Annotated in this window: 14 protein-coding genes; all 14 read left to right on the forward strand. The window is 41.8% G+C overall.

Annotated features, from left to right (window positions below):
• The first annotated feature begins 9 nt into the window (after positions 1-9).
• From BM176_RS09000 to BM176_RS09065, 14 genes are read left to right on the forward strand one after another with little or no spacing between them, the layout of a single operon-like run.
• The gene (locus tag BM176_RS09000; protein WP_090102017.1) at positions 10-831 is read left to right on the forward strand and encodes a HoxN/HupN/NixA family nickel/cobalt transporter; all 822 of its coding nucleotides are present in this window, start codon (positions 10-12) and stop codon (positions 829-831) included.
• Positions 818-1633 (forward strand): SDR family oxidoreductase, encoded by an 816-nt coding sequence (locus BM176_RS09005; protein ID WP_090102019.1) that lies wholly within the window; start codon positions 818-820, stop codon positions 1631-1633. Before BM176_RS09000 ends, BM176_RS09005 begins: the two co-directional genes overlap by 14 nt.
• Positions 1630-2559 carry a sirohydrochlorin chelatase gene (locus BM176_RS09010; RefSeq protein WP_090102021.1) on the forward strand — a complete coding sequence of 310 codons (930 nt, stop codon included), beginning with the start codon at positions 1630-1632 and terminating at the stop codon, positions 2557-2559. Before BM176_RS09005 ends, BM176_RS09010 begins: the two co-directional genes overlap by 4 nt.
• Positions 2559-3251 (forward strand): precorrin-2 C(20)-methyltransferase, encoded by a 693-nt coding sequence (cobI, locus tag BM176_RS09015; RefSeq protein ID WP_090102023.1) that lies wholly within the window; start codon positions 2559-2561, stop codon positions 3249-3251. Before BM176_RS09010 ends, cobI begins: the two co-directional genes overlap by 1 nt.
• Complete coding sequence (cobJ, locus tag BM176_RS09020) at positions 3248-4600, forward strand: precorrin-3B C(17)-methyltransferase (protein WP_090102025.1); 1353 nt, start codon at positions 3248-3250, stop codon at positions 4598-4600. The genes cobI and cobJ overlap by 4 nt, the downstream gene beginning before the upstream one ends.
• Entirely contained in the window at positions 4597-5247 is a 651-nt protein-coding gene (bluB, locus tag BM176_RS09025; RefSeq protein ID WP_090102027.1) for a 5,6-dimethylbenzimidazole synthase, read from the forward strand. The genes cobJ and bluB overlap by 4 nt, the downstream gene beginning before the upstream one ends.
• Positions 5248-5250: 3 nt before the next feature.
• Complete coding sequence (cbiE, locus tag BM176_RS09030) at positions 5251-6429, forward strand: precorrin-6y C5,15-methyltransferase (decarboxylating) subunit CbiE (RefSeq protein ID WP_090102029.1); 1179 nt, start codon at positions 5251-5253, stop codon at positions 6427-6429.
• 1 nt (position 6430) lies between these two features.
• Entirely contained in the window at positions 6431-8245 is a 1815-nt protein-coding gene (cobM, locus tag BM176_RS09035; RefSeq protein WP_090102031.1) for a precorrin-4 C(11)-methyltransferase, read from the forward strand.
• Position 8246: 1 nt separating this feature from the next.
• Positions 8247-8987 (forward strand): precorrin-6A/cobalt-precorrin-6A reductase, encoded by a 741-nt coding sequence (locus tag BM176_RS09040; RefSeq protein ID WP_090102032.1) that lies wholly within the window; start codon positions 8247-8249, stop codon positions 8985-8987.
• The gene (locus BM176_RS09045) at positions 8984-10072 is read left to right on the forward strand and encodes a cobalt-precorrin-5B (C(1))-methyltransferase (RefSeq protein WP_090102034.1); all 1089 of its coding nucleotides are present in this window, start codon (positions 8984-8986) and stop codon (positions 10070-10072) included. The genes BM176_RS09040 and BM176_RS09045 overlap by 4 nt, the downstream gene beginning before the upstream one ends.
• Positions 10069-10764 carry a hypothetical protein gene (locus tag BM176_RS09050; protein WP_090102036.1) on the forward strand — a complete coding sequence of 232 codons (696 nt, stop codon included), beginning with the start codon at positions 10069-10071 and terminating at the stop codon, positions 10762-10764. Before BM176_RS09045 ends, BM176_RS09050 begins: the two co-directional genes overlap by 4 nt.
• Positions 10761-11693: an ATP-binding protein gene (locus BM176_RS09055; protein ID WP_090102038.1), complete on the forward strand. Its 933-nt coding sequence runs from the start codon at positions 10761-10763 to the stop codon at positions 11691-11693. The genes BM176_RS09050 and BM176_RS09055 overlap by 4 nt, the downstream gene beginning before the upstream one ends.
• 50 nt (positions 11694-11743) lie before the next feature.
• Positions 11744-12385, forward strand: coding sequence for a vWA domain-containing protein (locus BM176_RS09060; RefSeq protein WP_090102040.1), 642 nt, complete (start codon positions 11744-11746; stop codon positions 12383-12385).
• Positions 12386-12389: 4 nt separating this feature from the next.
• A complete protein-coding gene (locus BM176_RS09065; RefSeq protein ID WP_090102042.1) occupies positions 12390-12893 on the forward strand; it encodes a bifunctional adenosylcobinamide kinase/adenosylcobinamide-phosphate guanylyltransferase in 504 nt (167 codons plus the stop codon).

Consider the following 12893-nt stretch of genomic DNA (forward strand, 5'->3'; position numbering starts at 1 on the left):
TATTCATCAATGGAAGCATTGCATCACAATTTTACAGGATTTATTATCCTGGCCGTATTGGGCTTACGTCATGGACTAGATCCTGATCATATCACCATCATTGATGGTTATACTTACCGGCTGCATTTAACGAAAAGTGTGTGGACACGATGGGTAGGCACTTTATTTACCTTTGGTCATGGCATCATGGTAACAGTGATTGCCCTAACGCTATGCATCTTAAAGAATAACTTTGAGATGCCCTCAATGCTGGATATTATTGTAGAGTGGACATCGACAGTGATGCTGTTCTTTATAGGAGTTTCCAATCTGATTGCCTTAACACGAAAGCAACAGGGGCAACTTAGTGGTGTGCGGAAATGGTTATTACCCAAATCCTTCAGTAACAACATCAGTCCCTTTACGGTGATTGTAACCGGTGTGATCTTCGGGTTTATCTTCGATACTTCCTCACAGATAGCGGCCTTTGGTTATGCCATATCAGTGTCCAATCAATGGATTTACGCTATTATTGGCGGGCTGGTATTTTCGCTGGGGCTGATTATGACCGGCACCTGTGACTCGCTGCTATTGAGTAAACTGTTAAAAACATTTGACCAGAAAAAGATCCAGAGTCACCGGTTTAAGCTGAATGTACTGATTACGATCATGTGTTTTGCCATTCCTTTTTATAAGGTACTGAGCACAATCAATCCTTCGCTGGAGCTAAGTGACCTTCAAAATAATATTGTAGGCCTGACTTTTATTACTATAATCATATCTTTATATACTGATTTATATTTAAGGCATAAATACGCGAAACCAGTATTAACTGTTCATGGAGACGATTAGTATATTAGGTTGTGGATGGCTCGGGCTACCATTAGCAGAACATCTGTTTCGGGAAGGTCTTTCAGTGAAAGGCTCCGTATCCCATCCACAAAAGGTTGAATTATTACGACAGAAAGGGATTCTACCCTACGAGATACAAATTACAGACACTGAAATAACCGGGGATGATATTCCCGGTTTTTTGGCGTCTGATATACTGATCATCAATTTCCCACCTGCCCGCAGGGAGGATATCGTAACTTATCATACCGCACAGATGACGTTATTGATAGATGCGATTAAAAAGAGTAGTGTACGTTATGTGCTGTTTGTAAGTTCTACGTCGGTATATCCCGAGCTCAACCGGGAGATTACAGAGGCAGATCAGTTTGAGCCTTCGAAAGGCAGTGGAAAGGCCTTGATAGCGGTGGAGCAGATGTTGCAATCGCAAACTGGTTTTCAGACCACGATATTGCGATTTGCCGGATTGATTGGTTATGATCGTCAGCCAGGAAGATTTTTAGCAGGGAAAACGAATGTAGAGAATGGAGAATCTCCCATCAATGTAATTCACCAAGATGATTGTATTGCCCTGATTACAGAGATTATCCGTCAGGGAGCCTGGAATGAGGTTTTCAATGCCTGTTCGGATATCCATCCTACCCGAAAAGAGTTTTATACATTAGCAGCAGAAAAGATAGGATTAGTATTGCCAGACTTTGCTCCTTCCGGGAGTAATCAGTTTAAGATCATTAATTCGGATAAGATCAAACATCGTTTAGGTTATTCTTTTAAATATCCTAACCCACTCGAAACATTATGAAGGGAATATTAATCTGCGGGCATGGCAGCCGCGACCCTGAAGGCGTTGAAGGGTTTAAAGAATTAGTGCGGTTATTGAAAATCCGCTATCCGGATAAGGTAGTTGATTATGGATTCCTGGAGTTTTCACATCCGGTATATGCAGCAGCGGTAGAGCGGATGTATGTAGCCGGTGTAAGGGAAATCATTGCTATTCCTGCAATTCTTTTTGCAGGAGGGCATGCCAAGAATGATATTCCTTTTGAGATGAACACATTACAGGGGCAGTATCCGGATCTGAAGATTGTGCTGGGCAAACATATCGGCATCACTCCTTCCCTGTTACAGTTGTCGAAAAAGCTGGTGGAACAGGCAGAAGCAACAGCCCAGGAGATAGATAGAAAAGATGCCTGCCTGCTGGTTGTTGGCAGAGGCACGTCTGACCCGGATGCCAATTCCGACGTTGCAAAGCTCACTCGTTTGTTATGGGAAGGATTGGGTTTTGGTTTTGCCACAACGGCTTATATCGGGGTTACACAACCTCTTTTAAAGGATTTTCTGCCAGTGGTGGATGTGTTGCCTTACAAACGGGTGATAGTGCTTCCGGTCTTCTTATTTACCGGTGTGCTGCTTAAAAAGATTTATGCCCAGGTAGATGCATTCAGGGAATTATCTGACAAAGAATTTATTTATACGCGATCATATGAGAGTGATGAATTGTTGCTTCAATCATTGGATGATCGTATAGCAGAAGTAGAAACCGGTAATCCGAATATGAATTGCCAGTTGTGTAAATACCGCACACAGATTATTGGATTTGAAGATGAAGTAGGCAAAGAGCAGATTGGACATCACCTGGCAGTGAAAGGAATTTTGTTTGAGGAAGACGAGAAAATTGAAGATAAAAATACGGTAATAACCAAGTTTAAAAAGATTTTAGGCATCTGATGGGGAAGATATATGGCGTATCACTTGGACCGGGAGATCCTTTGCTGATTACAGTAAAAGGGTTGCAGGTATTGCAGCAGGCAGACAGGATTTATTATCCGGGATCTTTGCTTTCTGATGGAACGACCAGCAGTTATTCGCTGGCCATATTAGAACATTATCAGCTTGAGCCCGTTAAATTACGGGGAATGTTCCTGCAAATGTCTGACGATCGTGTTTCCGCAGAACGTACTTATGCAGCAACATTTGCCGAAATGCTGGCAGATTATAACAATGGATTGCAGATAGCTTTTGTGAGTGAAGGAGATATTTCGTTCTATAGCACGTTTGCTTATTTATTGAAACATATTCAGCAGGCGGGATTGAATCTTGAGATTATTGCAGGGGTGCCTTCTTTTATTATGGGAGCAGCGGTGCATCAGTCGCCCTTAGCGATACTAAATGAAAAGATAGCCATACTTCCACGTATGAAGGATATTGAGACGTTAATGCGATGTATTGAAGAGTTTGAAACGGTGGTATTGATTAAAGTAAGAAGTGTGATCAACGACATACTTCCGTTTATTAAGCAGTTGCATATTGTGTATTGCGAGCGGTTAGGAACTTCGCAGCAATATATCACTACAGATATTGAAGATCTGAAGGATAGAGAAATACCATATTTTTCATTACTTATATTAAAAAGGATATGAGGCTGAGTGTAGTAGGCATTGGTCCGGGCGGACAGGATTACATTTTACCGGTAGCACAGCAGGTATTGGCGGACGCAGATATTGTAATAGGCTATAGCTATTATTTCCAGTTCATACAGCATCTGTTAAAACCGGGTTGTGAATGTATAGGAAAAGATCTCACAGAAGAAGAAGCCCGTGCAGTACTGGCGGTAAATTCGTGTGAGCCGGGGAAACATGTGGTAGTGATCAGTTCCGGAGATGCAGGTATTTATGCGATGGCATCGCTGGTATATGAGTATGCCAGCACTCGTCCGGATAAAGATCTTGATTTACAAACGATACCGGGCATCAGTGCTTTCATTGCTTCAGCAGGAAAGCTGGGAGCTCCTTTGGGGCATGACTTCTGTTGCATTTCCCTATCGGATTTAATGACGCCGTGGACGACTATTGAAAAGCGGATTCATGCAGCAGCCACGGGCGACTTCGTTACCTCTCTTTATAATCCGAGAAGTAAAAAAAGGCATTGGCAGCTGGCACGTTTTAAGGAAATATTCTTACAACATAGGGAACCGGAAACACCGGTAGCCATTGTACGGCAGGTAACCAGACCCGAAGAGCAGATTATCATTACTACTCTGGAGGAGTTTAATGTGGAGCAGGTGGATATGTTTTCTCTTGTGATGATTGGCAATTCGCAAACGTATCAATTTAAGAACTTCCTGGTAACACCACGGGGTTACCTTGCACGTAAGCCACAGACGGGGCAGGAAATACAGGATGAAAGTTTCCGGCAGATAACATCGGAACTTCATCGTACGGATGTCAGCGCAGCCGATCAATGGGCTATTACCCGCTGTATCCATACGACGGCAGATTTTGAGTATGAAGATTTGTACCTGTCTAATAAAGATGCGATCCTTCAATGGCATAACTATTTAAAGAACGGCGGAACAGTGGTAACGGATGTAACGATGGTACAGAGTGGTATTACCAAAGAGTTCATCAATCGTTATAATGTACCAGTATTTTGTTACCTGAATGATGAAGGCACTATTCCTTTAGCGGAAAAAGAGGGGCTTACCCGTAGTCAGGCGGGGATGCGGATTGCGGTAGAGAAACATCCCAATGCGTTGTTTGTAGTAGGTAATGCTCCTACAGCATTGTTTGAGTTATGTGATCAATTGCAGGACGGAAATTTTACCCCGGCAGGCATTATCGGAGCACCTGTAGGATTTGTCAATGTGGTGGAATCAAAGTTGAAATTACAGGCAATGAAACAGGTGCCTTATGTAATTATCAAAGGTCGGAAAGGTGGCAGCAACGTAGCTGCCAGTATTGTTAATGCAGCTTTTACAGTACAATCATGACAACAGGAAAGATGTTTACAGAGAAGGAGGCCGAACTGTTGGAAGAATTTATTCTAAACAGAAGAGACGTTCGTGGTAATCGTTTTTTAGATAAAGCGGTAGAAGATGAAATACTGGAAAGGCTCATATTTGTTGCATTGAATGCACCATCAGTAGGCTTTTCACAACCCTGGGAATTTGTAATTGTCAAAGATCCTGTTATTAAAGAGCAGATAAAACAAACTTTCAACGAAGAAAATAACAAGGCTTCTGCATGTTTCAATGACGAAAAGCAACAGGAATATATCAGGTTAAAGTTAGAAGGAATAATAGAAGCACCGGTTAATATCGCGGTATTTTATAAGCCATCAACGGGGCCGGTACTGGGGCAGACAAGCATGGAAGAAGTTGGGCTGTACAGTGTAGTATGTGCTATTCAGAATATGTGGTTAATGGCAAGAGCGCTGAATATTGGAATGGGTTGGGTGAGTATTTTAGATCCTGAAAAAGTGAAAAAGATCCTGCATGCACCTGATAGTAATAAACTGGTTGCATATTTATGTATCGGGTATGTAGACAAGTTTTCCGAGCGGCCGGAACTGGAAATATTACACTGGGAAAAAAGAAAGGAAAAAGAAGCAGTCGTTTTTTTTGACCGCTATAAATAGAAAATGAAGTACATCGTAATCGGCATATCAAACAATCCTGCTTTCGTCCTTACAGATGAAATAAAGGAGTTATTGCCATTACATAAGATATTCTCGGGAGGCAGGAGACATTATGAGCTGATACAACAGCATTTGCCTTCAGGCCATCAGTGGATTGACATTAAAAGTGAGATGGGGCAATTGTTTGCGCAGTATAAACAACTTGACGAAACGATTGTGGTATTTGCTTCCGGAGATCCTTTATTCTATGGTTTTGCCAATACAATTAAAAAGTTTCATCCTGAAGCGGCATTAAAAGTATATCCTCATTTCAATAGTTTACAGGTATTATGTCACCGCTCTAATATTGATTACCGGGAACTCAGTAATACATCCGTACATGGCCGCACCTGGGATGAACTTGATACGGCGCTTATTTCCCAGAAAAAATTGATTGGCGTACTGACGGATGGAGTGAAGAATCCTGCATCAATTGCTGAAAGGCTGTTGGAATACGGTTTTGATAACTACCGGATGATTGTAGGAGAAGCGCTGGAGGGACCGCAGGAAGTGATCAGGGAGTTATCTCTTACTTCCGCAAGAGATAGCAGCTTTCATACATTGAATTGTGTGTTGCTGGTAAATACGTTTACAAAACATAAGGCATTGGGGATTGCTGATGATCAGTTTTCGGGATTGGAGAACCGTCCGAATATGATTACTAAAATGCCTATTCGTTTAGTAAGTCTTTCGCAGTTGGATTTATATAACCGTACAACTTTCTGGGATATTGGATTTTGTACGGGCTCTGTTTGTATTGAAGCTAAGAAACAGTTCCCTGCTTTACAGGTGACGGCTTTTGAAAAACGGCCGGAATGCAGTGAGCTATTTGATATGAACACCCGCAGGCATTGTGCTCCCGGTATTACAAAAGTAATGGGAGATATTTTCTCTGCTGAATTACCAGCTTCTGTAGATGCAGTATTTATTGGCGGGCATGGCAACAGGCTACTGGAATTGATTTTATTGATTGATAAACATCTTGTACCTAAGGGCCGGCTGGTAATGAATGCAGTGAAAGTGGAAAGTAAAGAACAATTTATAGCAGCAATAGCACAGCTGGACTACCATTTACAGGAACCGGTTGTAATAACAGTAGACGATCATAACCCCATCACCATATTAACGGCAGAAAAAAATTAACATGAGTAATACAGCGATTATAGCGAGTACTGACAAAGGAGTAACACTGGGTTTACGGATTCAGAAAGAGTTCTCTAAATCTGTATTGGTAAGTACACGGTTGAATAATATTGAAAGCATTGCCGGATTTTTAGAGAGTAATTTCTCAAAATTTGATACACTTATATTTATCGGAACGTTGGGTATTTGTGTAAGAAGCATTGCACCTTATCTCAAAGATAAGAAGGAAGATCCCGCTGTAATCAATCTGGATGATAATGGCACTTTTGTGCAGTCGGTCGTATCCGGGCATATTGGCGGAGCGAATGCGCTTGCACGGAAAATAGCCAATGCCATTGGGGCACAGCCGGTGATTACCACCTCCAGCGATTTGCAGGAGCTTTGGGCATTGGATACTTTAGCGGCGCAATTTAACTGGAAAGCGGATAGTGATCTGAATAAGATCATCTCACTGTTTGTGAACAACAGGCCTACGGTTTTATTACTCGACATTAAAGATAAGGGAACACAGTATCTGGAAAAAAGCAAACCGGCCTTTGTAGATTGTTATTATAACATTGACCAGATAGATTTTTCTCAATACGAATTGTTTATTGCTGTTACCTATAAAACTTATACCGTTTCGATACCTGCTTTATATTATTATGCACCTGTATTGAATATCGGCATGGGATGTTCCCGTGATATCGAAACGGAACTGTTATCCGCTTCTTTTCAGGAACAGATGCAGCAACATCAGTTAGCCGTAGCATCGGTAAAGGCGCTGGGGTCTATTGATGTGAAACATGATGAAACCGCGTTTATTGAATTAGCCGCGGAGCTTCATGTTCCATTTGTAACTTATACGGCAGATGAGCTCAACTCTCAGACTGTGATTAATCCGTCTGAAGTAGTGATGTCTAAACTAGGTGTACATAGTGTATCAGAAGCATCGGCTATGTTATTGTCCGGCAATAAAGAACTGGTCCTGGAGAAGCAAAAGATTTCGCTGGCATCCGGCAAGAAACACACCATTGCAGTGGCTGTTGACAAACAGGTTTTACGAAAGGCTGTAGTAGCCATTGTAGGTGCTGGTCCGGGGGATGCGGAACTTATCAGCGTAAAGGGTAAACAATTACTGGAAGAAGCAGATCTGATATTATATGCAGGTAGTCTTATTCCTGAAGAGCTGACCCATTACGCCAAACAGGGAGCTATTATCAGGAATTCAGCCAGTATGACACTGGAAGACCAGGTAACACTGATGGACGAACATTATCTTAAAGGACATCTTATTGTAAGATTGCAATCGGGCGACCCGTCCATATATGGCGCTATACAAGAGCAGATGACGATTTTTGATGAGAAAGGAATGGACTATTATATTATTCCGGGCATCTCTTCTTTCCAGGCCGCCGCAGCATATTTAAAGTCGGAGTTTACTATTCCGGAAGTAGTGCAGAGTATTATACTTACACGGGGAGCAGGTAAAACACCATTACCGGAGAATGAGAAGCTGAATGAGATGGCAAAACATAAAGCGACGATGTGTATCTTCCTGAGTGCAACTATTGCCAAATCTGTACAGGAACAATTATTGGAACATTATGAACCAGAGACGCCTGTAGCTGTATTATACAGGGTAACCTGGAAAGATGAAGAAGTGTATACCGGGCAGTTAAAAGATCTCGCTCAAATCATTCGTGAAAATAAGCTTACGTTAACTACACTGGTGATTGTAGGTGCGGCAATTGGTGCGAGAAAAAATCGTTCACATTTGTATAGTCCGGAATGGAAACATACTTTCAGAACAGGTAAAGAAGTAAGAATATCATAAGATGATTTTAGTATTTGGCGGAACAACAGAAGGCAAAAAAGTAGCTGGTATTCTTGAGAAATCGGGGTATCAGTTTTGTTATTCCACCAAGACTGAGATTGATTTTCAACCAGGGGAATATAGATTCGGAGCGTTTATTAAAGAGCGTTTAGAAGAGTTTTGTATACAGCATGGTGTAGAGGTAATTGTACATGCCAGTCATCCATTTGCAGAAGAGTTGCATCAAACAATTCATCTGGCGGCAAAGGTACCTGTATTACGTTTTGAACGGGCTTATCCGGAACGGTATCATCATCCACTGATAAAATATTTCTCCTCCTACCCTGCTGTAATAACTTATTTAGAAGAGAAAAATGTAGAGGGGCTGTTAGCTTTAACGGGTGTGCAGACTATAGAAAAATTAAAGCCTTACTGGGAAAAACATAAAACAGTTTTCAGGATTCTACCTAGAGAGAGTTCTGTTGTACTTGCAGAAAAGGCGGGGTTTCCAAAAGAGAACCTGATCCTGGAAATGCCGGGTGATGATATAGTACACGAACTGGCTATCATCAACAGTAATAATATTCAATGCATTCTTACAAAGGAAAGCGGAGAATCTGGTTTTTTATCGGTTAAGATTGCCGCTGCCCTACAGGCAGGCATTCCTATCCTGATTATTGAACGCCCTGCATTACCGGAAACATTTATCCCGGTACATAACGAAGAAGAGCTTTTATTTCAATTAAATCAATTGTTGAAATGAGTTTACAAGCTATACCCGAAGGTCCGCTAAGAACTGGCTACACAACAGGAGCCTGTGCTACTGCATGTACCAAAGCGGCTTTACTGGCACTCATTCAACAGAAGAACATACAAGAAATAGAAATTACTTTGCCTTTAGGAGAAAAGGTAACCTTTAGTGTTAACTGTTCATTCACAGCGGAACAGGCGACCTGCACCACGATTAAAGATGCAGGCGATGATCCGGATGTTACACATGGAGCCACTATTGGTTCTACTATTTCATTTAATACATCCGGTGAGGTGAAGTTTTTACGGGGAGAAGGCGTAGGTTTAGTAACGTTACCCGGACTGGCTATTAGTGTGGGAGAACCTGCTATTAACCCGGTACCAAGAAAGATGATGACGGATGCGGTTCATTTTTTAACGCATCAATATAAGATAAACAAGGGCGTTGATATAAAAGTTTTTGTGGTGAATGGAGAGGAAATTGCGAAGAAGACCCTCAATTCGCGTATAGGTATTCTTGGAGGGATTTCTATATTGGGGACCACTGGTATTGTGAAACCATTCAGTGCATCCGCTTATATAGCCAGTATCACGCAGGGTATTGATGTGGCTATGGCGAATGGTTGTACGGAGATTGTGATCAATTCGGGCGGCCGGTCAGAGAATATTTTACGGAAGCGGTTTGCTCATTTGCCGGAGTTTGCTTTTATACAATATGGTAACTGGATAGGTGAAACATTGGATAAAATAAAGGGGTCTTCTTTACGAACTGTAACGATGGGAATTATGCTGGGCAAAGCGGCCAAGTTAGCACAGGGAGAGCTGGACACACATAGTGGAAAGTCGTCGTGGGATAAACAATTCATTTATGATCTGGCGAAAGAATGTGGTTATAGTGATGAACAATGTTTGCCAATTCTTGATCTGAATATGGCAAGGCGGTTAACGGAAATATTTGACTTTACAGAGGATGAGCCTTTCTTTAAAAAACTGGCAGAGCGTTGTTATACGGTATGTGCAGCTATCATTCCAGGGGTACAGTTACAGATACTACTGATTGATGCGAATGATACCATTCTCAATTTTTCGATGTTATGATAGGATACTTATTTACAGATTCGATATTATTAGGGATCCAGCACTCTTTTGAGCCGGATCATATGGCAGCGGTATCTGTACTGGCATCTGACAAGGCCAATAACAGGATTAAAACATCGAAGCTGATCTGGCGATCGTCTCAATGGGCATTAGGGCATTCTGCATCTCTGATCCTCTTCAGCGTATTTGCATTGTTGTTAAAATCGGCTTTGCCGCTGAATATTTCCGCTTATGCAGAAATGGCTGTTGGTCCGGTAATGATATGGTTAGGCATTTCTGCCATCAGGCGCAATCATAAATTGAAGAAGATGATGGCGGAGCATAAAGTGTTTGCAGAACATGAGCATATCAACAATGCACTGCATATCCACGGTAAGCAGGGGCAGGAAATAGCGATGAACCCGTTGAGTCGCTCTTTCTGGGTAGGCATGTTACACGGCCTGGCCGGAACCGGAGGAGCCTGTGCTATTGCGTTGGTATTAGCTTCGGAAAATACCAGTACGGCTATTGGCATTATCGTATTACAGAGTGTAGGCATTGTGCTCGCTATGACCACTTACAGCCTCGTATTGGCGTTTTCTGTTTCCAGGTTCATAGAACGTAACCAGGTAGCTTTTAAGTCAATGAATGCCATTGTAGGCTTATTTTCAATTGGAGTAGGATGTCTCTGGGTTTATAATATTTTTATATGAAAGCATTTCCATTTACAGCCATTAGCGCACAGGAAGATTTTAAACTGGCACTGATCCTTTGTATGATAGATCCCAGTTTAGGTGGTGTGCTGGCATTAGGCGACAAGGGAACAGGTAAAACAACAACCGTACGCGGGTTGAGTAACCTCATGCCCGACTTTCCATTTGTGAACCTTCCGATAGGTGCTACGGAAGACAGGGTGCTGGGCACTATGAAACTCGATACACTGATCAATGAGAAGAGAACGGAAGTACAGAAAGGGCTGTTGGCCGCTGCCAATCATGGGGTATTATATATTGATGAAGTGAACCTGCTGAATGATTATCTTATGGATGTATTATTAGATGCAGCATCCAGTGGCGGGTATTATCTGGAAAGGGATCATATTTCGCAATGGCTGGAAAGTAAGTTCTGTTTAGTAGGTACCATGAATCCGGAAGAAGGTGAATTAAGGCCACAGTTGTTAGACCGTTTCGGATTGAGTGTTACCATAAAAACACCAATGGATAAGGCCATCCGGATGGAGATCGTGAATCGTCGTTTACTGTTTGACGCCGATCCTGCCGGTTTTTGTGAATTGTATAAAGAACAGGAGACTTTATTATCCCAGCGGATTGTCCGGGCAAAAAGTAAACTGCAATATGTCATCTTATCCTCTGTACTTCATGAAGCGATTACAGATACCTGCATTCAATACCAGGTAGAAGGATTGCGTGCAGATATCCTGTTAATGAAAGCAGCAAGGGCGCATGCAGCGTGGTATGATAAGAAAGAAGCTGATAGTGATGATGTACATAAAGTAATGTCATTTATATTATCTCATCGTTCAAAGAATTTCTCACACAATAAAACTCCTCAGCAGAACAGGGAAAATCAATCCCCGCAGGAAGAAAAGGAGGGCGAGACGAAAAGCTACAATCTGGCGTAAGTTCGGGATTGCAGCAATATCTGCTCCAGGCAAAAAGCACACAGCGATATATGAAATATAAAGCTGGTAAAGAAGAAGCCAGGAAGGGATTGAAGATCTCTGCTCACAGGGGTATTAAAGAACAGATCAAAGCTACAAAGGTAGATGTACTATCGACCGTTAAACATTATCTGTTGGCCGATAAAGTAGATCTTAAATTCAGGGGGAACAACACTAAAGCAGATATGCAGTTGTTGTTTTTAATTGATTCCAGCGGGTCTATGGTAAAAGACCAGCAGATTGCGTGTATGAAAGGGCTGATCCAACAAACGATAACCCATTACAAAGGCAAACGATTGAAATATGCAGCAGTAGCATTGAGTAATGGAGAAGCACAGTTATTATCTCCCTTTACTATTGATTCAGATCATATGTTGCATACTATCGCACGACTAACATCCGGCGGCAAAACCAATATGAAAGCAGGATTTGTGCTGGTCAATCAGTTGGTTAATAACAACGTTCGTTTGTACATCTTCACCGATGGACAGATTAATGCAGGTGGTAGTTTTCATGAAGCAGTTACTTATTATAAAACTTATCTCAGGAAAATAAAAGAAACAACAGTAATTGACAATGAAAGCGGGTTTATTCAACCAGGACTTTCGAAAAAGCTGGCAACAGCCATTGGTGCAAAATACATTCAATACTAAATATATGATCTATTATATATCGGGCGGTCAACGATCCGGAAAAACAAATTACGCATTGCAACTAGCTTTGTCATTATCAGATAAACCTGTATACCTGGCTACTTCCAGGATATGGGATGACGATCACAAAACAAGGATAGAAAGGCATAAAGGTGAACGGGATCAATCCTGGGAGAGTATTGAAGAGGAAAAAGAACTGAGCCGGTTGGATCTGAAAAACAAGACGGTTGTATTGGATTGTGTGACCCTATGGCTCACCAATTTTTATACAGATACGAATCATGATATTGCCTCTTCATTGCAACAGGCAAAGCAGGAATTTGATCTGTTCATACAACAGGAAATGAACCTGATCGTTATCTCCAACGAGATAGGAATGGGTACTCATGCAACTACTGATATGGGACGTAAATTTGCAGACCTGCAGGGCTGGATGAATCAACATATTGCGCAAAAAGCAGACACTGCTACTTTTATGGTATCTGGCATCCCGGTTAAAATTAAATAG

This window comes from Chitinophaga sp. CF118 (assembly GCF_900112615.1).
In the GTDB taxonomy this organism is placed as follows: domain Bacteria; phylum Bacteroidota; class Bacteroidia; order Chitinophagales; family Chitinophagaceae; genus Chitinophaga.